Genomic DNA, 20834 nt, shown 5'->3' on the forward strand with positions numbered 1-20834 from the left:
CATCCCGATGTTGTTGGTAGGGCGGGCCTGTCCCAGCCCGCCGCCCACGGGATGCAAAACATCATGCTCCGGCGGCGCGCCGGGACGGACGCGCCCTACCTGCATCACCGGCAACATCGGGATGCACCGGTGGAGCCTGGTTTTCAGGCTTTCTTCCGAGTTCTAAATTCCTCGAGAGTCAAGGAAGATCTCCTCGTCAACCGCGCCGAATCTGGTGCTCTCACCACGGACAACGTGGATGCCCTCCACTCCGCGAGCATGAGTGAACCGGCACTTTGGACCTTGTCCATCGCCCGGGCGCACTCTTAGCGTTGCTCCATGAACGTGCTCGTTGCCGGAGGCGCCGGCTACATCGGCTCGGCCTGCGTGGAATTCCTCTGTGATGCCGGCCATCGGGTGTCAGTCCTCGACGACCTCTCCGAAGGACATCGCCAAGCCATCGATCCGCGCTCCCGGTTTTTCCACGCATGCCTGGCTGATCGCGAGGCGACGCGTGAAGCCGTCCGCCAATCCGAGGCCGAGGCGATCCTCCACCTTGCGGCCTTCGCGCTGGTCGGCGAATCCATGACTCATCCGGGGAAGTATTTTTTTAACAACATCTCGTGCGGTCTGAATTTGCTGGAAGCCGCCGTGGCCTGCCGGGTTCGTAAAATTGTTTTCTCTTCGACCTGCGCCACTTATGGCATCCCCGCCGCGCTCCCGATGACCGAATCGACTCCGCAGAATCCCATCAATCCCTACGGCGAATCCAAACGATCCTTCGAGCGGATCCTGCACTGGTTTCGCGAGGCCCACGGGTTGGATTTCGTCGCGTTTCGCTACTTCAATGCGGCTGGAGCCACTCCCCGCTTTGGCGAGCATCACCGCGTCGAAACCCACCTCATCCCCAACTTGCTCAAAGTCGCCCTCGGCCAGGCCGCCGAGGCAATGATCTTCGGGACGGATTACCCCACACCCGACGGCACCTGTGTCCGTGACTACATCCATGTCCTGGATATCGCCAGGGCACACGCCTTGGCTCTGCAATCAGGCGCATCCGGATTCTACAACCTGGGGTCCGGATCGGGATGCTCGGTCCGCGAAGTGCTCCATGCATGCGAAGCGGCTTCGGGCAGGACCATCCCCGTGAAGGCAATGCCCCGGCGTCCGGGTGATCCGCCCGTCTTGATCGCTTCGCCCGAAAAAGTGCGCCTCGAACTCGGCTGGATCCCCACCCACACCTCGGTTCGGGAGATCGTCGCCAGTGCCTGGGCTTGGCACCAACGCCACCCCCACGGCTATCATTCGTAGCCAAGCCCTCGTGAAGGACTGAACCCCGCAGGCTCAAAACCCCGCGGCAAGCCGTTCCGTGGACCCGGTCAATTTCGATCAGGAACGCCAGGCCAAGTCTTCAAACCCACCCAGGGCAAGGCGAATTCGAAGGCTTGCCGCCATTCCGGAGAATCGGCTTTCAAAAAACACTCGTAGATTGGCTTCTTGCGGCCCGGCTCGGATACGCTATCCGTCCGCCGGGTCCACAAGCCCAAATCCAATCCGCCCTCATGGGCATGATCGACATGCCGATGCAGAATAAAGGCGTCGATGGCCTCCAGCGCCTCCACTTTCCTGTAAGCGTAACAAAAGGCAGCGGCCTGGATCTTTTCGCCGTCAGTGCCTTTGGGCGTATGAAAGCCCTGCTCGCTCAAAATAATGCGCCGGGGTTTTCCCCGATAGTGGAAACGCGGTTGATCAAGAAACTTCGACAAGACCTCCAGATTCTTGAAGGTAATGCGGGGCGTGTTCTCCGCCTCAACCGCGCTGCGATCATTCCAAAAACGCGGCTCGAAGAGGTTTTCTGGATAGGGATGGTAAGCCAGATGCCAGTCCAAATCGCCCCCGGATCGTATTTGGTCCGCGAGCAACTCGAGGAAATCCTTGCCCGGAAAGGCCTGCCGTTCGTCCGCCGGTGGATACCGGATGCTCCAATGATGCTCCAGCGACACATACAAGCGTGCCCAGGACGAGTGTTCCCGAATGGCGCCATGCGCAAGCCTGAGGGCTCGAACATGCTCCCGGACGAATTCGTGCAGGGTGACTCGCCCCATGTTGGACCACCACCAATGAGAATTCACCTCATTGCCCAGGATGTACCCAACCGCCCTTCCATACGTTCGATCCGCGCCGGACCATCGCTGGGACAGAAATCCGATGGAGGCTCGAAACCATGCTCTGCCCTCTTCCGTCGCCGTATTGAACGCGCCCAAACGATTGGGCGCGGCCGGATCGTACCGGGGATGCAGCATGAACCCGTCGCGCACCGCGTCACCTGAAGCGTAACTCAACAGAATGAGATAGACGAGCACTCCTCGCTCGGAAAGCGGCTTGATTTGAGCATCCAGCGCCTCAACCCGTCCGCGGTGAAACTGAAACTCCCGACCCGACTGCCGCCAAACGATCGCTTCCGGCTCGCCGGACCGGGCAGAAGGCAGCGCGAGCGCGTTGAGATCGACGTTGATCGCGGCGTGTTTGATGCCCAGCGCCAGCGCGTCCTCCACCATCTGAACCTGCAACCCCTTCTTCGATCCCGCCGCGGGAAACTCGGCTTGGAGTGATGCCAGGAGCCCTCCACTCAACCCGAGGGCGGCCAGCCAGATTCCCGCTTTCATGTTCAAGTGAAGCCTTCCTCTCAAACTTCAATCGCTGCCATGGTCGACAAGCGGGAGGAGAAGAGTCCCATGCGAACCTAAGTTCATGACCCATGGGACCATGACAGAGCGAGCAACCAACCTGTCATGTTGGCATCTTCTCTTCGGACGCGGCGTCAACGTCGCGCTCCAGGAAATCGCCCAAACTCGCAACAAGCCAAAGGCGGCATCTCGAATCATTCCAAGCCTTGTGGCCGAGAAGTCGACGCGATGGAACCCCTACTCAGCCTTGACGAGCTTCCAGACTTTGCCGGTCTTGCCCGTGACCTGGTTGCTGCCATTAGTCATCACATAAACCTCACCGTCCGCATCCTGACCCAGGGCCACGACGAAGAGTTTGACTTTCCCCCCAGGATGGGAAGCCAGATCCAGAGGCTTCACATCCCACATGCCGGAGCCTGACTTGGGAGGCGTCGCCACCAGCACAATCCCGTCCGCCACCCCGAAGTTCGAAGACCAATCCGCGAAAATATAACGCCCCGCCAGGCTCGGAATCGATTTGCCGCGATACACAAAGCCGCCGGTGATGGAGGTGCCATAGGCGTCGTCGTCCTTGCGATAACCGTTCTTGTTCTTGTAGCCAAACGCCGGGTCGATGAAGGGCTTGCCGTCCGCCCCCATGGTAGGCGCGTCGGCGGGGGGCTGATTCGGTTTCTTGGGATCGAATCCCAGGAGGCCTTCGCGCACACGCCATCCGTAATTGCCGCCCTTCACGATGATGTTGACCTCCTCATACATGGTTTGGCCCACATCGGCCGCGAACAGCGCCCGGCGGCCTCCCATGTCGAACGACATTCGCCAGGCGTTGCGAAGCCCGTGGGCGAAAATCTCGGGGCGTCCGCCGCCGGAGACAAACGGATTGTCCTTGGGAATGCCGTAAGGGTTCCCGCTGTTGATGTTGATGCGGAGAATTTTCCCAAGCAAAACTTGAGTGTCCTGGCCGTTGCCGTTCGGGCCGTGCCCCTTGCCCGTGTCGTGCGCATCGCCGCCATCGCCCACGGAGATGTAAAGATACCCGTCAGGTCCAAACGCCAGCGCCCCGCCGTTGTGATTAAACGCCGGCTTGTCGATTTGAAGGATCACCTTTTCCGAATTCTCCTCCACGCCGGTGGCGCGAGCGTCCAAGGCCTTGAACTCGCTGATGTGCATGGTGTGATCCCAGCCTTCCGGGCCGCCCTTCCGCAACGGAGCGCTATACGCCACGAAGAATCGGCGGTTCTGCTTGAAATCGGGGTGCAAGGCCATTCCCAGCGCGCCGCGTTCGTCGAAGCCCTGCTTCACGGCAACCATTTTGGGGCGGAGATCGAGAAAGGGTTTCGAGGATACCATGCCATCCTTGGCCACGCGGTAGATCACGCCGGCCTGATCGACCACCAGAGTGTCGGTCGTGCCCGGAATGGTCTTCAATTCCATGGGCGCCACAAAGCCCGATGCGAAGGCCTTCAGCGTCACTTTTTCCTCAGCCAGGGCTTGAGAAGAAAAAGCGGACGCGCCCGCAAGAACAGCAAGAATGGAAAAGGCCCAGGGGCCCATCAAACGATGTTTGGAAAGGGGTGTCATAGGATGCACAGAGGCAGCATAACGGGAACTCAAGGTCTGGCAAGCGCGCCTTCATGCCCGGCAGCCGTTCCCGTGTATCCCGATGTTGTTGGTAGGGCGGGCCTGTCCCAGCCCGCCGCCCACTGGATGCAAACCATCATGTTCCGGCGGCGCGCCGGGACGGACGCGCCCTACCTGCATCACCGGCAACATCGGGATGCACCGCAGCCGTTCCGGCGCATCCGCAATTTGTCGGGGAGCGCCGTTCACGGCGCTTCCGCTCGCGCCCATCGACCGCGGCGATCTCCTCCCACTCCATGGCCCGCCCTGGGTGAATGCCTTCGCCCTGGCAGCACTCTGGCTCGTTGAACCTGCCATGCCCCTTTGAAGACAAGCCCTGAGGCGGCGTGAACGCCGCGCCCCGGTGCTGCCGCGCGCAGCACGACTTCCCACCGCCTGAAGGCGGGATTCCAAACCCTGGACCATGCCTGCGACAGGCGCACGAGTCCCGGCTCTGACCCGCTCTTAGGAATCGCGCCACCATGAATTCCAACTTTCCCGCGCCGGGATTTTGACCTGGAGCGAGGCGCACTGAGGGAGCATGCCCTGGCCATGGGCCTGTGACCAAAGTGCAACGATGCTGCAGGTCAAAAGAACAAGCGAGAAAACCGGAACTCAATGCTGCACGGTTCCTGAGCGCAGCCTGCGGCCCAAACTCGAATCGCTGCATGCACCGCTTTGAAACCACGGAATTTCTCTGTTCAGCCAGGCCCTGATTGGGGCATGGTTCAGACTATCCACGGCGAATCGAACCCACCTCGCTCCCATGAAAACCCTCGTCCAAACCCTCATCGTCACCACGCTTGCCGGGTTGCTCGCCGGCTCCCCGCGACTCCACTCCGCTGACCTTGAAATCATTCAGAATGTCGAATGGCAGCCTCTCGCCGCCCAAACCAGACGCTTGATCGAGGCCACCGACTTCCTCGGAGCACCCCTGGCCAAGGAAGATCTGGCGGAAATCCAAAAACTGCTCACCGCCGATCCCTCCCCGCTCTCGAGCGAAGCCCTCCAAGCCAGGCTCGACAAGTACTGCCTCGCCTTGATCCACATCAATCCGGAAATGCGGGTCAAAGTAGCTCCCGGACCCGCCCGGCGCCAGCTCGTGGAAAAGGGCTGGACCCAATTCCTGGTCAAGGTCCACAACCAAGCGGGAACCACGGCTGAACTGGTGGCCATCAGCCCCAATGCCATCGCCGTCCACGAAGGCGGGGCAAGCACCAGTCCATCCAGCCGCGCCCTCCGCAAGCGCAACGATCCTTCTCCTCTCCCGCCCCACGCCGAGCTCTGGCTTGATTTGCAAATGTTCAACGCCCAGCCGCTGACCAAGACTCTTTCCGGACTCGGGCTCGAGTACCGCATCCTCCAGCTCTACAGCCGGGATGCCGGACAACGCGAAGCCAGGCTCGCGTTCAACGTTGGCCAGGGCACGCAAGATCTCGGACACCGCAACGAAATCGACCTCTTGTTCACCGCCGCTGCCGCCCGGCCGGTCACGTTCAACGTCCTCGATGAACACGGCAAGGGCACCGTCGCGGGTTTCGTGATCCGCGACCGCCAGGGTCTGGTTTATCCCTCACCCGCGCGGCGCCTCGCGCCCGATTTCGGATTTCATCCCCAGATTTACCGCGCGCACGGCGAGAAGATCTCCCTCCCGGACGGCACCTACACGTTCGAAGTCACCCGCGGACCCGAGTATCTGCGGCAATCCCGGGTCGTAACCGTGGCCGGCAAGTCAACCAAGGTCGATTTCAAGCTTCAGCGCTGGATCGATCCCTCCACGCGAGGCTATTGGTCCGGGGATCACCACATCCACGCCGCCGGCTGCGCCCATTACACGAAACCCACCGAGGGCGTGCATGCGCCGGACATGATGCGCCATTGCCTCGGGGAGGATCTCAAGATCGGCGTCAATCTGACGTGGGGTCCGTGCTTCGATTATCAGAAGCAGTTTTTCACCGGCAAGATCGACGCCGTTTCCCAGCATCCTTATCTCCTTCGTTACGATATCGAGGTCTCCGGTTTTGGATCCCACCAGTCCGGACATCTCTGCCTGCTTCGGCTGAAGCAGCAAATATTCCCCGGAGGCGACAGTTACAAGCATTGGCCAACCCTGGGACTCAACACCCTGCGCTGGGCCAAAAAACAGGGCGCGATCACGGGTCCGGCCCATTCCGGGTGGGGACTTGAAGTTGAAACTTCCGAACTTCCGAATTTTGCCCCCGCACCCTTCAATGGCATCGGCGCCAATGAATACATCGTCGATGTGACTCACGAGGTTCCCGGTCCAGAGGGTTTTCTGGTTCCCGCCGTGGATTTCATTTCCACGGTCGATACCCCGTATGTCTGGGAATTGAACCTCTGGTACCACACGTTGAACGCGGGGTACCGAACCCGGATTGCCGGTGAAACCGATTTTCCCTGCATCTATGGAGAACGCGTCGGTCTCGGACGCTCCTATGTCCATCTGGAGGGTCAAGTGAACTATGACGATTGGTGCGAGGGAATCCGCCAGGGGCGCAACTATGTCGGCGACGGCAAGAGCCATTTGATGAACTTCTCCGCTGCCACCGCCGCTCAAGGGACCGGTGCTCGCACCGTCCAAATGGGACGGGGCAAAAGCGAATTGAGCTTACCCTCGCCCGGGACGGTAACATTCAAGGTCCTCGCTGCCGCCTACCTTCCCGAACAGGCGCGTCCGGACATCAAGCAAAGAAAATATGCGCAGCAACCCTATTGGGACATCGAGCGCGCCCGGATCGACGGAACGCGTGAGGTGCCGGTCGAGTTGCTCGTCAACGGCGTCCCCGTGGCCAAGACCATGCTCAAAGCCGACGGACATGAAGAACCGCTTCAATTTGACGCCTCCATCACCCGCAGCAGTTGGGTCGCCGTGCGCATCCTGCCTTCCTCCCATACCAACCCGATCTGGGTGACGGTGGGCGACAAGCCCGTGCGCGCTTCCCGCCGCAGCGTTCAATGGTGCCTCGAGAGTGTGGATCGTTGCTGGAAAAATAAGGAACGATTCATTCACCCTGACGAAATGGCCGAAGCCAAAGAGGCCTACGAACACGCCCGCGTCACCTATCGCCAGCGGCTGGCCGAATGCGAAGTCGACTAGTTCTCAGCGGGTCCGTCCGACGCTCCATCGCGTCTCCGCCCTGGACGGATTGGGTCCGTGCCCTCAGGCGAGGGATGCCCTATGCCTTGTGCTTGGGGCTGGCGCTCGTCGTCCAAACTTCTCCCTCGGACCCCGTCATCCTGATCCAGCCCTACTTGCAGCCTGGCCATGAGGCGGCATTGCGGACGGAAGACTCCAAGACCCTTCGTTGGTACACCGACCTCAAACCCGCCGCATTTGCCGTCCGCTTCGGCGAGGAAGGCGCCACGCCCAGAATCGCTCTACCGGAAAGATCCCGGATTCAGTGGCCTGGATTCGACGCCTTTCAATACACCGCCTCCCTGGAAGATCTTCCGCTCAACGCCGTCATCCGCTATCGAGTCGTGCAAGAACCGCGGGGCCCGTCCACCAACGTTCTCACGGTTCGTGAAGGATCATTCGCCACCCGCCGCAGTCCCGATCGAGCGGTTCGCTTCTTCGTCGCGGGGGACTTGGCCGACGGAAAACCAACTTCGCGCCGCATCGCCGATCAGATCGCCCGGGTCAAACCCGAGTTCGGCCTGCTCACCGGCGACATCGTCTACTCCAATGGCACCTTGACGGAATACCTCGATCATTTCTGGCCTGTCTACAATCAACCCGCCAGCACGGGCCCCCAGTACGGCGCCCCCCTGATGAAATCGGTGGTTTTCTATCCGGTGGTCGGCAACCACGACCTGAGCGGGTTCGATTTCCATCGATATCCGGATGGCATGGCGGCCTTTCTGTTTTTCGACGTGCCGCGGAATGGCCCCCGATTCCTTCCCCAGCATTTCTTGGCGGCGGATGCAGCCACCTGGAAGATCCACGTTGAAAAATCTGTCCTGCGCGGTTTTCCACCCATTCAAGGCCCCACCGGCCGTTTGGCCGATTTTCGAGAGTCGGTCGGAACCATGTTTCCCGGGCTTTGCAATTACAGCTTCGAGAACGGCCCGTTGCACGCGCTCTGCCTGGACATGAGCGGATATGTCAACGTGGATGATCCCACGTTGAATGATTGGATCCGGGCCGATCTGCTCTCCTCATCGGCTCCCTGGAAACTCGTTTTCTTCCATCAACCGGGCTTCAATCAATCCAAGTCCCATTGGGCGGAACAACGCGCCCGGCGACTGGCGCCCCTCTTCGAGTCCTGCGGCGTGGCCATGGTCTTCTCGGGACACGTCCATAACTACCAGCGATCCCATCCCCTGCGATTCAAGCCAAGCCAGATCCAAACCAATGGGGAAGTGCCCGGCACTTTCCAGCTCGACAACCGTTTCGACGGACGTCGGCGGACGCGCGCGGATGGAGTGATCTACATCGTATCCGGAGGCGCCGGCGCCAGCCTGTACGACAAAGACTTCACCGGTCACCCCAAAGCATGGAAACGGGGAGCCTCTGAACCGGAAAATTATATGGCTCGTTTTGTGAGCGATCGCCACACCTTCTCGCTGCTCGATGTTGGGCCTGATCGCTTAACGCTGCGCCAAATCGACGATCGCGGGGCGGAAGTTGATCACCTCGAAGTCACCCGGGGAGCCTCCCCTTGAATTCCTCAGACGCTCTCAACGGGTCCACATCGAACCTCAAACCTCCCGACTAACTTCAGCATCCCGTTCGTGGGGAGGCTAGGCGAACTGAAGTTTCGACATCGGCGCTTCCGAATCCCATCCGCGCGGAGGTTTGCTTCCGATCGAGGAAACATCCTTGATCGAGATCTGGTTGCCGCGGGTTTTTGCCCCTTTCACCGCCACCTCCGATGGATGGCACGTCTGCTGGTGGATCTTCTGATACGGAGCGGGTTTGTACTTGATGTAAAGAGTTTCCGGCGTGCCGGCGTCGAAGAACAGAATTTTCGATTTGGGCGGAATGCACTCGTATTCCTTGTTCAAAATGGTGCCTCCAAAAGTAAAACGCTTCAGATACGTCGCCTCCCGGTTGGTGTAGGCCAGCGTCATCACTTGATCCCGGTCCGGCACCGCCGCGTAAATTAAGTCGGGCCCGACAAACAGTTTCTCCGGCAGTTCGACCACGCGGTAATGACCGTCCTTGAACACGAGAAGCAGCTTGTCAAATTTCGTGCAGTCCACCCGATACTCCTCGCCCGAAACCTTGTAACCCAAATAGCCGGACTCGCGGTCATACGCTACCTTGAACGCCTTGAACGCGACCTCCTTGGCGTCCACCTCGTCATACCGGCTCGACCGGGTCTGCCGGGGATAAAGCGGGCCGAAGGCATCGAGCAGGCCTTGCAACCTCTGCAGGGCATAGGCGCTGATGTTCTTGAGATGCTTGCGTGTCGAAGCCAGTTCGCCCTCGATCTTTTCGATCTCCTCCTTGTGCTTCGCGATGTCAAAAAGGGAAATCCGGCGAATTCTGACGCCCAGCAGCATCTCCAAATCCTCGCCGCTCAGGTCGCGCCTCATCTCCTTTCGATGCGGCTTGAACCCCTCGACGATGGCCGCGTTCACAGACTCCTGCGTCTGGCAGGTCTCGATCCGCTTGTAGAGACGATTCTCGATAAAAATCCGCACCAGGGTCTTGGCGTGCAACTCATCGCCCAGTTGCTTTTCCTTCAGCTCCAACTCCCGCCGGAGCAAGCCGAGCAATTGAGACGTATTCTCCCGCAAAACCTCGGACACCGTCATCTCCACCGGCCGCTTGTCCTTGATCACCGCGATCCGGCTCGAGATGGAGACTTCGCAGTCGGTGAACGCGTAAAGGGCATCCATCAACTTTTCGGTGCTCACGCCCTGCGGAGCACGCACCTCGATCTCCACTTTCTCCGAAGTGAAATCCTGAATGCTGCGAATCTTGATCTTGCCCTTGCGCGCGGCGTCCTCGATGGACCCAATCAGTGAATCGGTCGTGGTGGTCGGAGGGATCTCGGTGATCACCACCGATTCACCATCCCGCTCTTTGATCCGGGCCCGCACCTTGATGCTCCCCTGGCCGTCGGCATACTCCCTCGCGTCCATCAGGCCGCCCGTCTGAAAGTCCGGAAGCAGTTTGAACGGCTGATTTCTCAGAATCGCCATCTGAGCCTGCAATAACTCCGGAAAATTGTGAGGCAGAATGCGCACCGAGAGCCCCACCGCAATGCCCTCCGCCCCCAGCATCAGCAGCAAGGGCAGTTTGCACGGTAGAACGATGGGCTCCTTGGCGCGGCCGTCGTAACTCGATACGAAGTCCGTGATTTCATCGTGGAAGAGTTCCCGTCGCGCCAGCTCGGTGAGACGGCATTCGATATAACGAGGCGCCGCGGCGGCGTCCCCGGTATAAATGTTGCCGAAGTTCCCCTGACCCTCGATCAAGTAACGCTTGTTGGCCAGAACCACCAGCGCGTCCCCGATCGACGCTTCCCCATGCGGATGATACTGCATGCAGTGCCCGGCGATGTTCGCCACCTTGATAAACCGTCCGTCATCCTTCTCGTGCAGGCCCCACATGATGCGCCGCTGAACCGGTTTCAATCCGTCCGCGAGATGGGGAATGGCGCGGTCGCGAATCACATAGGACGCGTACTCCAGAAAGTTCGTGTTCACCCGTTTGTGCAGCGCCAATTCGGTCTTGGCGGGCTCGAAGGGACGATGCGTGGCAAGCCCCACCGCTCCAGCCTCCGCCACCACGTGGCTCTCACCCCCGGAAAGATGGGCGGGGGCGGGAGACTCGGTTTCACGCTTGCCCGCCCCCGTGGCGGCCCCGCTCGGGATGAGTTCCGGTTGATTCGGATCGTGCTTTTTCTTGTCGGCCATGGTTAAAAACCTGCGGAACGTAAGGTTTCAAACCTCGCGGGAAAATCAAAAAATCACCGGAATTTTTTGAGGTCATTTGCCGCCAGACGCCGATGGAATGCGTTGCCGCCATGGATGAACCCGACCCAAGCTGGGACATTTCATACTCATTCCGCGCCCCCCCGGTTTCCCAGGCTGAGGAAAGCGCCCCTTGGTTGCACCAACCACCTGACTTGCCAAGACTCAACCCCGGTCATGGTGGATGACCGGGAGCACTCCCGTCTCGCTCACGAGGTCACCGGATCAAGCATGCTTCCTTATCTCCATGCCTTCGTGCCTCCGTGAGATTCCCTTCGTTTCCGTCTGACTGAACTCCCGAATCAAGAGTTGGGACAGGATGAACAGGATTCGGACTCTTCCATCCCGTCCATCCTGATCTTCATGCCCAAACTGCTGAAGGATTCGCTTCGCTGAATGATCCAACCGGGCTCCCGAAGCACTGGAACCGGCCTTCGGTGACCGACCGTCGGTATGAAAAGAAACCTGGGTGAGGGGCCCCGCAATCCATCCGTTTCACACCGCCTCCCATTGCTTCGGGATCACCGAACACTTCCGTCGTCCGCGGCACCCTAGAAAATCACCGATACATCCACAAACAACCCTTTGTTGCCGCCTTGGAATCGGCCTTCGATTTGCAGGAGGAAACTCCATTTCGAATTGGGACCGCTTAACACGAAATAGGGCACGTAAGCCGGCTCACGACCGGCATTGGTCAGGTGCTCAACTCTAAAACCCACGCCGGGACGGATCGCCTCGTACCAGATCGGCAAGTATTCAGCCTCCAAGCTGTAGCGAGTTCGAGAGCCGCGCCCGGTCGCGTCGTCCAAACCGACCCCGGCTGTCGCGTAAAAATCCTGGTAATTCACCCGTCCCACGCCAGTCATCAGCCACCGGTCTTCATCCATGAAAGCGTGCGCGCCGAGGGAATTGAGCCCGCAGCGATAAAACGTTTCCAGAAAGACACCCTTGGACGGCCCTTGGAGTTCAAAGCTCGCTTCGCGCCGCGCTTCGTCGCTCAGCGGAACCGACAACTCGCCCACCAATGACACCGTCACGCTGTGAAACAACCCGTCGCTGGCCGACGATCCCCCGATGGATTGCAGCGTGTAGGCGACTCCAGGGGAACGACCCGACAGCGAAAACGCCCGCAACGACTGAATCCGCGGATTGCTGGACGGATCGCCCGCGAGCGACGTGCTGAAGATCGCGGGTTCGCTCGCGGACAGCCGCATCGACACGTCGTATTGCTTCAATGACCGGAACTGGCCCACGGTCAGAGTATTTCGGTCATTGATTTGCCAATGGATGAACGCGTCCTCGAACCTTCCTCCGCGATCCCGCAGCGAACCGTCGTTCCGCAGGTCCAGACTCACCACCCGCCACTCGATGAAATACGAGAATTGATCGCCCATTGGCCCGCCGCTAATCAACTCGACTTTGGGCACATAAGCCTTCGCCAAGTCCTGTGGTGACCGCTCCTCATAACGGCCGGTGATCCACACCGCCAGGGGCACGGTCGGCGTTGGCTCCCGTTCAGCCGGCAGCCGTGGTTGAAAAGAGTTGGGCTGGGTTCAAACTCGAGGCTTCAGCTCAGAGATGTTATCATGGGATCACGAGGAAGCCCTTTCACCACGGATGGCACGGCTGATACGGAGAAGAAGGGGTTTCCGGGAACGCGGGAACCTCCCTCCGATCAGCGACTGTCCGTGGAAATCGACACCCCTCCCGCTTGCAGCACAGCTTCGCAACGCACTCGCTGGAGGTGGGGTGACGCGCGCTTCATCCCATGACGCGCGGACCTCGCCCCTTCTGCCGGTTCATCGCGGAAGCCGCACCGGATGGTCCGCTACCCCAAACAACAAGATCGCCATCGCCGCCACACACTGGCGCATATCCGACGGACTCACCTTGTCCACCGTGTCCGCCTCCGTATGGTGAAACCAGAAATATCGATCCCGATCGCCCTTGAGGTCCAACACCGGCACGCCCTCGGGAATCATCTGCGCCGCGTCCGCCGGACGAGCCCCGACGTCGATCCGCGCGGCGGCTGCCGGTTGCACCAGGGGCAGCAACCCCCGCAACAACTTCATCCCTCGCTCACTGCCTGTGAAACGAAAACCGGTCGGAGCAAAAATTCCCTCGTCCGATTCGAACGCCAGCACGTGATGCGCCATTTCTTGCCGATGCGCCTCCACGTAGGCCTTGGCGCCTCCCAACCCGTTCTCCTCGTTCGTCCAGAGCACCAAACGCATCGTTCGCTTGGGGCGCAACCCCAACTCCTTCACCAACCGCATGACTTCCCAGGCCGCCATGCATCCGCCGCCATCGTCTTGTGCCCCCTGCCCCACATCCCACGAATCAATATGACCTCCCATCACGACAATCTCCCCGGGAGACTCCGACCCAAGCAGGTCCGCCACGACATTGCGCGATCGGGCGGGATTGGGGTCGGTGCGCGCGGACATGTTCAATTCCAGCCGCAATCTTGTCCCCCGCTGTTGCTCCCGCATCAACCGGTCGGCGTCTTCCGCCGCGATGGCCGCGTGCGGAATCTTCGTCACCGCGGGATCGTAACTCATCATGCCCGTGTGGGGAGTGCGAAGGGAATACGGGGCCACCGACCGCACCAAGCTGGCCACCGCCCCGGCTTTTGCGGCGGCAATCGCTCCTTGCACCCGGTAACTCACCGTTTCGCCATAGGAAGTGAAAGCAGCGTTGAAGAGCACGATGCGTCCTCGAACTTCCGATTCCCTGGCCCGCAGTTCGGCAAAATTGGTGACGACCAAGCAGTCTGCCACGAGTCCTTCTGGAGCGGTGCCCACCGAACCCCCCAAGCCCAGCATCGGGAGTTCCATCGCGTGGGGTGAGAGCATCCGCAACGATTCCTTGCCTCTCACCCACCGCGTCACTTCCACCGGCTCCCCCGTCACCCGGTCGAATCCATCCGCCTTCAATTCCCCCAAAATCCAGTCGATCGCCGCTTCCAGATTGGTGGACCCGCTCAGGCGCGGCCCGAATCGATCGCAGAGATACGCCAACCGTTCCATGGCGCGATTCGAACGCCACGCGGATTCCCGCAACCGTTCCAAGCGTTGAGCCAAGTCCCCCGGCACGCGAAATTCCTCCGCACCACTCTCCCCGTTCGTGACCGGTGATCCCGCCGCCAGGGCGAACACCAGCACCCAGACCCGGCTCCCCAGCCATGCGCCCCGGAGGAAGGTTCTGCCTCCCTGGCGTCCAAAGAATGACTCCACCCGAAATCGCATTGCGCGAACCGCTTTCATAAGCCAGTTTTTTCCATGCCGAAACCGAAACTCCTCATCCTCATTCCCGCCTATAATGAGGAGTCTCGCATCGGCCCCACGCTGGAACGCTTCGGACGCTATTATCAAGGTGATTTTCCCATGGAAACCCGGGTCGTCGTCGTCCTGAACGGTTGCCGCGACAACACTCTGGGAGTCGTGCAGTCCGTCGCCGCCCAATACCCTTGCATCGGATGGACCGTGTTCAACGCGGCCATCGGCAAAGGCGGCGCCATCATCGAGGGACTGAAGCTCAGCCACACGGCGGATCTCATCGGGTTCGTGGACGCGGATGGAGCGACCGGCCCGGAATCTTTTGGAAATCTGGCGCGGGGCTGCCTGGAACCCGGGGTGGATTGCGTGGTGGGCTCCCGCCGTGTCCCCGGCTCGATCATCCACCAAGCCCAGCCCAGCAATCGTCTTCTCGCCAGCAAAGTGTTTCATTTCATCGTCGAAGCGCTTTTTCACATGGGAATCAAAGACACGCAATGCGGCGCCAAGGTCATGCGGCAGGCGGCCGTCATGCGCATCCACGAGTCCCTCCACATCGCCGACATGGCCTTTGACATCAACCTGCTCTACTGCTTGAAACGATCGGGCTATCGCCTCAAGGAGTCTCCGGTGGAATGGACCGATCACCTCGGATCGACCGTGCGCTATTTCCGAACGTCTCTGGTGATGTTTTTGTCCGTTTGCCGGCTCCGTTTGGTCCATTCTCCTTTCCGTTTCCTCCTGCGCTGGGCTCGTCCGCTGGTGGCGCGCATTTACATTTCCCTCCGGAATCCGCCACCGCTTGAAGCTCCCACTCCCGATGTCCCCACCATCTATCAAGTGGGGAAAGAACAAACCCCGACCTCGGGAACCTGATCGGCGAAGCGCGGCCCATTCGGGATGCACCAAGCATGGCGCTCGCCCCGAAGCGCCGGCTTGGCTTCCCGATAAACCTCCTCTAGGCTGAGCCCATGATTCCCTTCGCGCTGCGCACGCTTGCTCTCTCCTGTCTCCTCGCCGGTTCGGCTCTCGCCGCCGCCGGAGAAAAGCATTGGACACAATTCCGGGGAAATCGCGGGGATGGATCGACTCTCGCCAACGGCTTGCCCCTTCATTGGAGCGATACCAGGAATATCGCCTGGAAAACGCCGGTTCATGGACGCGCCTGGTCCTCACCCGTGATCTACGATCAAACGATCTGGATCACCACCGCGAGTGAGGACGGTCGAGCCCTTTCCCTGTTGTCCGTGAACGGAAAAACAGGAGCGATCGTTTCCGATCGAAAGTTGTTCGACGTCGTCCAGCCGCAGTTCGCCCACAAATTCAACACCTACGCCTCCCCCACGCCGGTGGTGGAAAAAGGCTTCGTCTATGTGAGTTTTGGATCGCCTGGCATCGCCTGCGTGGACACGAAGTCCGGGCGCGTGGTTTGGGAAAGGCGTGATTTCATTTGCAATCACTTTCGTGGGGCGGGCTCTTCCCCCATCTTGCACGGAAACTTGCTGATCCATCATTTCGACGGCAGTGATCATCAATTTGTGGCGGCTTTGGACAAGCGCACCGGGAAGACGGTCTGGGAATCCCGGCGTTCCATCGACTTTAAGGACTTGGGACCTGACGGGAAACCCGAAGCTGAAGGCGATTGGCGCAAAGCCTATTCCACCCCTCATATCGAGATGCTCAACGGCAAAGCACAACTCATCAGTCAAGGCGCCAAAGCCGCTTACGGTTACGATCCGAAGACCGGCCGCGAACTTTGGCGGATCGAGGAACGCACCAGCCACTCCGCCAGCAGCCGTCCCGCCGTCGGACACGGTTTGATTTTCATCCCTTCTGGATGGTCCACCGGTCAGTTGCTTGCCGTGCGACCGGGCGCCAAGGGTGAAGTTCTCGATGTCAACGCCGCGGACGCGGAGCAGCCCCGCGAGGGCTTGAACCTGGTCTGGCGCATCAAACGCAATGTGCCGCGCAAACCTTCCGTCACCCTGGATGGAGACTTTCTCTACTGGATCGACGACGGCGGCATTGCCGTTTGTGTGGATGCCAAGTCCGGCCAGGAACGCTGGCGCGAACGCATTGGCGGAAATTACTCGGCCTCGCCCCTTCTGGCGCCCGGCCGGCTCTATTTCTTCAGTGAAGAAGGCAAGGCCACGGTCATCGCCGCCCAACCCCGTTTCGAAAAACTTGCGGAGAATTCGCTGCCGGACGGCTTCATGGCTTCCCCTGCCGTCCTCGGCCATGCTCTCATTCTGCGAACCAAGACGGCACTCTACCGCATCGAGGAAGGAGCCAGACTCGTTTCAAGGCGCTAAGGGGATGAGGTCACGCTGCCTTGGTCGGGTTGGAAACCCGGCGCGCCGTTCTTTCCCCGTTGGGTGGAAAGCCGTGCCCCCCCACGGCTCACCCTGACCCCGGATCGGGCCCGCCTCGGTCTAAACGCGTCCAGGCCAGGGATTCCCAGGAAATTGAACTGCAACTTTAGGTGCAACTTTCTCCCCTGACGAGTGTTGAACCCGTCAGGCTCATTCCGATCATGGGATACCGTCCAATCCATCAAGTGTTGTGCGAAGCGGCTCAAGCGACTCCCGAAGAGTTGCGAGGATGGCAGCGTTCCTGGTCCGCCGCCACGCAAGCCGGCTCGCAGGAAACCCTGCTTGAGTTCATCAGCCGCGAACGCGGAATCTCCGACGAAGCCATGCTGCAAAAGCTGTCGGCGGTCTTGGGGTGGCCTTATATCGATTTGCCCAAGACCTCCGTGCCGAGCGAAGTACGCGGGAAGATTTCCACCAAAGTCGCGTTCCAATACGGCGTCCTCCCCACCAGTGCCGAACATGGAGTGCTCAGGGTCGCGGTCAGCCACCCCTTCGATCCGGCCATGATCAACGCGGTCCAATTCGACGCCCAAGGTCCCGTCGATTTTGGCCTGGCACCGCGCGTGGAAATCGAAAAAGCCCTCAAGAAATACTACGGCGTCGGCGCCGAAACCCTCGACGAAATCGAAGAAGACGAACCGATCGAACTGATCGGGGTCTCCGACAAAGAAATCACCGAAGGCGACCAGGAAGCCAGCGTCATCAAGTTCGTCAACCAGATCATTTGGGAAGCCTTCAAGGACCGCGCCACCGACATCCATTTCGAACCCGCCGAGGACGAACTCCGCATTCGCTACCGCATCGACGGCATCCTCCATCAAACGCCGATGCCCCCCCAGCTCAAGCGCTACCAATCCGCCATCATCTCCCGCATCAAAGTCATGTCGGGCATGAACATCGCGGAGAAGCGCCTGCCTCAGGACGGACGCATCAACGTCCGGATCAAAGGCGAAGAGATCGATATCCGCGTGTCCACGGTGCCCACCGTCTATGGCGAAAGCGTTTCCCTGCGGCTGCTGACGCGCGGCAAGATTTTCTTCGGTCTCGACAAACTTGGATTTTCGGGCGGCGAGGAAACTGCCATTCGCGACATCATCGTGAAACCGCATGGCATCATGCTGGTAACCGGGCCCACCGGATCCGGCAAATCCACCTCGCTCTACGCGTTCCTCAGCACGATCAACTCCGTGACCAAACGGATCATTACCATCGAGGAACCGGTTGAATACGAACTCAAAGGCATCAACCAGATCGCGGTCCGCTCGGACATCGGGCTCACCTTCGCCGTCGGGTTGCGGCATATTCTCCGCCAGGATCCCAACGTCATCATGGTCGGCGAAATCCGCGATCTCGAAACCGCCGAGATCGCCATTCGCGCCGCGTTGACCGGCCATTTGGTCTTTTCCACGCTGCATACCAATGACGCACCCAGCGCCTTCACCCGGTTGATCGACATGGGGATCGAACCGTTCCTCGTCGCGTCCTCTGTCGAAGCCGTCATGGCCCAACGCCTGGTCCGCACGATCTGTCCCCACTGCAAAACCGAACAAAAAGTGGAACCGGACTATCTCATGCGCGTCGGCTTCCCCCCGGAAGAAATGCCGACCGCGAAGTTTTACCGGGGGACAGGCTGCGACGAATGCCGCCTGCTGGGCTATCAGGGCCGCACCGGCATCCACGAGCTTCTCGTGGTGACCGAGACCATCCGCCCGCTCATCATGAACCGGGCGCCCGCCACCACCATCGCCAACCGCGCCATCGATCAAGGCATGCGCTCTCTCCGTCACGACGGATGGAGGAAGGTGCAACTGGGACAAACCACCATCGAGGAAGTCATCCGCGTCACCCAAAGTGAGGAACACATGGCCTCGCTGGTGGACGACAAAAGCTGACACGCATGGCCTCTTCCCGCTGGAATTCCTGCAACGTTCTGCGCACCTCCGCGGAAGGACGCCATTTGTGGCGATTTCAGCCCCGCCAGGGGGGCTGGCGCGCCGTCGGCGAACACAAAGCACTCGCCTCCGAACCCCTCCCCGCGCGCGTGCTCGCCAAAGATTGGCGGGAACTCTGGCAGTCGAAACTGAACATCGCGTGGCTGCCCGCCGACCGGCTCTCGCTCCGCGTGTTGCACCTGCCCAAGTGCGACCCGTCCGAACTCCGATCCATGGTCGAATTGCAGGTCGAGAAGCTCTCGCCCATGCCGCTCAACCAGGCGGTTTGGACCATGGAGTCGCTCCCCCATCCCGATCCCGCCACGCAAACCGTCCTCGTGGCCGTCGCGGAACGCAAAGCCGTCGAAGACTTTCTGGGAGGGCTCGAGCGCGATGGCTTCTACGCCGACCGCCTCGAATGGCCCCTGCTCCATCAACTGGCCAAACTCGAATTCAACGAGAATGGCGCCACGGTGATCATCGAGCCCCAAGGTCTGTCCACCGGGTGCCTCGTGGTCTGGACCGTGGACGGTGTCCTGCAGGACGTCAGTTGGGTGACCGTGCAGGGTGGACCCGACCGGGCTTCGGTCGTGGCGGCGCATCTGCTGCGCACGGCCTGGGCTGGAGAATTCCAAGGCTGGCTGACCGTCAAGCCGGCTTGGCGGCTGATCGCGCCGAAATCCGCGCTCGCGGCCTGGTCCGATGCCTTGTCGAAGGAGCTTCACGAAACCCTTTCGACCGAAACCTGGCCGGAAGCCCGCGAGATCGCCGCCTTGAATGCCACCCGCGCGGCATCGGGGGAGAGTCAATCCAACTTCCTGCCCCCGGAACACGCCTCGCGTTATCGGCAATTGTTCATCGACCGTCTTTGGATGCGCGCCCTCGGAGGCGCGCTTTCCCTGCTCATCATGGGCACCGTCGCTTATTTTGTCGCCCTCGAATATCGGAAGCTTCAATACCGGAAACTCGACCGCCAAGCCTCGTCCATGAGCCAGGGCTACACCAACGCACTCCAGCTCGCCGCCAAGATCAAAGTGTTGCAAGACCAGGCGGATCTTCGCTTCGCCGCGCTCGACTGCTGGCGGGCGGTCTCGGAACTGCTGCCCGCAGAGTTGACGCTCACTTCATTTGATTTCTCTCGCGGACGCGTCCTCACGCTCTACGGCACTGCCCCCACCGATCAGCAGGGCCGAATCACCGAGTTCAATGCCTCCCTCGCGAAGGCGGGTTATGAGGACACTCTTTTGTTCAGCCGGGTTAATCCCGCGCGCATTTCGCCTCTGAGCGGGGCGCAAAGCGGCACGGCGCAGTGGAGTTTCGACTGCGAAATTCGCCGTCCGGAGGGCATGGAATGACAGGTTACCTCGAACGGCTTGGACTCACCCCGCAGGAGCGCCGCTTGGTGGTGGCGGTTTTCCTCGCCTTGTTCGGCGTGCTCTACTTCTGGCTCGTCTGGCCTCGCTTCGCCGACTGGAACAAGTTCGGCGCCGACATGAAAAAGGCCGAGGCGCTCATCCAGCAATACAAGACCGAAATCGACCGCACGACCGAATACCAATCCAAGCTGTCGAAACTGGAAGGTGAAGGTGCCGCCGTCCTCCCCGAAGAGCAGGCGAACGAACTCCAGCGCATCATCCAAACCCAAGCCTCTGCCAGCCAGGTGTTCACGACTGGGATCACGCCGGTCGGAACGGGTTCCGTGAAGCAGAACGCCGCGAGCCAGTTTTTCGAGGAACAAGCGATGCTCGTCCGATTCGCCACCGGCGACAGCGAGCTCATCAATTTTCTGGTCTCCTTGGGTTCAGGCAACTCCTTGATCCGCGTGCGGGATCTCTCCATGAAGCCTGACCCTTCCCAAACCAAATTGCAGGGTCAGTCCACGGTGGTGGCCAGTTACCAGAAAAAAGTCATGACCAAGCCGGCCCTCAAGCCCGCCGCCCAACTTCCGGGATCCAGTGCCCCCAAGGCCGCCCCGACCAACCGTCCCGCCTCGAAACCGGCGAGGCCATAATCCCGCCCACTCGC

General features: G+C 60.4%; 13 protein-coding genes. 8 read left to right on the top strand and 5 right to left on the bottom strand.

Features of this window, described 5'->3' with window-relative positions; all coding sequences use genetic code 11:
• The first annotated feature begins 318 nt into the window (after window positions 1-318).
• Window positions 319-1290, top strand: coding sequence for a UDP-glucose 4-epimerase GalE (galE, locus tag FJ404_10825; GenBank protein MBM3823361.1), 972 nt, complete (start codon window positions 319-321; stop codon window positions 1288-1290).
• A gap of 68 nt (window positions 1291-1358) precedes the next feature.
• On the opposite strand, the gene FJ404_10830 is transcribed toward galE, so the two are convergent.
• The gene (locus FJ404_10830) at window positions 1359-2645 is read right to left on the bottom strand and encodes a hypothetical protein (GenBank protein ID MBM3823362.1); all 1287 of its coding nucleotides are present in this window, start codon (window positions 2643-2645) and stop codon (window positions 1359-1361) included.
• 258 nt (window positions 2646-2903) lie between these two features.
• Complete coding sequence (locus tag FJ404_10835) at window positions 2904-4244, bottom strand: hypothetical protein (GenBank protein ID MBM3823363.1); 1341 nt, start codon at window positions 4242-4244, stop codon at window positions 2904-2906.
• 850 nt (window positions 4245-5094) lie between these two features.
• On the opposite strand from FJ404_10835, the gene FJ404_10840 reads away from it, so the two are divergent.
• Window positions 5095-7401, top strand: coding sequence for a hypothetical protein (locus FJ404_10840; protein MBM3823364.1), 2307 nt, complete (start codon window positions 5095-5097; stop codon window positions 7399-7401).
• Window positions 7386-8969, top strand: a complete 1584-nt coding sequence (locus FJ404_10845; protein MBM3823365.1) for a hypothetical protein — start codon at window positions 7386-7388, stop codon at window positions 8967-8969. The genes FJ404_10840 and FJ404_10845 overlap by 16 nt, the downstream gene beginning before the upstream one ends.
• Before the next feature lie 78 nt (window positions 8970-9047).
• Here the strand turns inward: FJ404_10845 and FJ404_10850 are convergent, their stop codons facing one another.
• The 3 genes from FJ404_10850 to FJ404_10860 form a co-directional block, all read right to left on the bottom strand.
• Window positions 9048-11174: a DNA topoisomerase IV subunit A gene (locus FJ404_10850; GenBank protein ID MBM3823366.1), complete on the bottom strand. Its 2127-nt coding sequence runs from the start codon at window positions 11172-11174 to the stop codon at window positions 9048-9050.
• Window positions 11175-11782: 608 nt separating this feature from the next.
• Entirely contained in the window at window positions 11783-12727 is a 945-nt protein-coding gene (locus FJ404_10855; protein ID MBM3823367.1) for a hypothetical protein, read from the bottom strand.
• A gap of 303 nt (window positions 12728-13030) precedes the next feature.
• Window positions 13031-14497 carry a M20/M25/M40 family metallo-hydrolase gene (locus FJ404_10860; protein MBM3823368.1) on the bottom strand — a complete coding sequence of 489 codons (1467 nt, stop codon included), beginning with the start codon at window positions 14495-14497 and terminating at the stop codon, window positions 13031-13033.
• A gap of 15 nt (window positions 14498-14512) precedes the next feature.
• On the opposite strand from FJ404_10860, the gene FJ404_10865 reads away from it, so the two are divergent.
• The 5 genes from FJ404_10865 (at window position 14513) to FJ404_10885 (ending at window position 20820) form a co-directional block, all read left to right on the top strand.
• On the top strand, window positions 14513-15382 hold the full coding sequence (locus FJ404_10865) for a glycosyltransferase (protein ID MBM3823369.1): 870 nt from the start codon (window positions 14513-14515) through the stop codon (window positions 15380-15382).
• A 95-nt stretch (window positions 15383-15477) separates the two neighbouring features.
• Entirely contained in the window at window positions 15478-16818 is a 1341-nt protein-coding gene (locus FJ404_10870) for a quinonprotein alcohol dehydrogenase (protein MBM3823370.1), read from the top strand.
• Between the two features lie 221 nt (window positions 16819-17039).
• On the top strand, window positions 17040-18770 hold the full coding sequence (locus FJ404_10875; protein ID MBM3823371.1) for a type II/IV secretion system protein: 1731 nt from the start codon (window positions 17040-17042) through the stop codon (window positions 18768-18770).
• Between the two features lie 5 nt (window positions 18771-18775).
• Window positions 18776-20164: a hypothetical protein gene (locus tag FJ404_10880; GenBank protein ID MBM3823372.1), complete on the top strand. Its 1389-nt coding sequence runs from the start codon at window positions 18776-18778 to the stop codon at window positions 20162-20164.
• A complete protein-coding gene (locus FJ404_10885) occupies window positions 20161-20820 on the top strand; it encodes a hypothetical protein (protein ID MBM3823373.1) in 660 nt (219 codons plus the stop codon). Before FJ404_10880 ends, FJ404_10885 begins: the two co-directional genes overlap by 4 nt.
• Window positions 20821-20834: the final 14 nt, after the last annotated feature.

It is taken from the genome of Verrucomicrobiota bacterium, from assembly GCA_016871495.1.
In the GTDB taxonomy this organism is placed as follows: Bacteria; Verrucomicrobiota; Verrucomicrobiia; order Limisphaerales; family VHDF01; genus VHDF01.

Bases quoted from the DNA above. Each gene is read 5' to 3' on its own strand.
- FJ404_10835 (MBM3823363.1), bottom strand. From the start codon at position 4,244: ATGACACCCCTTTCCAAACATCGTTTGATGGGCCCCTGGGCCTTTTCC.
- FJ404_10830 (MBM3823362.1), bottom strand. From the start codon at position 2,645: ATGAAAGCGGGAATCTGGCTGGCCGCCCTCGGGTTGAGTGGAGGGCTC.
- FJ404_10860 (MBM3823368.1), bottom strand. From the start codon at position 14,497: ATGAAAGCGGTTCGCGCAATGCGATTTCGGGTGGAGTCATTCTTTGGA.
- FJ404_10875 (MBM3823371.1), top strand. From the start codon at position 17,040: ATGGGATACCGTCCAATCCATCAAGTGTTGTGCGAAGCGGCTCAAGCG.
- FJ404_10845 (MBM3823365.1), top strand. From the start codon at position 7,386: ATGCGAAGTCGACTAGTTCTCAGCGGGTCCGTCCGACGCTCCATCGCG.
- FJ404_10865 (MBM3823369.1), top strand. From the start codon at position 14,513: ATGCCGAAACCGAAACTCCTCATCCTCATTCCCGCCTATAATGAGGAG.
- FJ404_10885 (MBM3823373.1), top strand. From the start codon at position 20,161: ATGACAGGTTACCTCGAACGGCTTGGACTCACCCCGCAGGAGCGCCGC.
- FJ404_10880 (MBM3823372.1), top strand. From the start codon at position 18,776: ATGGCCTCTTCCCGCTGGAATTCCTGCAACGTTCTGCGCACCTCCGCG.
- galE (MBM3823361.1), top strand. From the start codon at position 319: ATGAACGTGCTCGTTGCCGGAGGCGCCGGCTACATCGGCTCGGCCTGC.
- FJ404_10870 (MBM3823370.1), top strand. From the start codon at position 15,478: ATGATTCCCTTCGCGCTGCGCACGCTTGCTCTCTCCTGTCTCCTCGCC.
- FJ404_10850 (MBM3823366.1), bottom strand. From the start codon at position 11,174: ATGGCCGACAAGAAAAAGCACGATCCGAATCAACCGGAACTCATCCCG.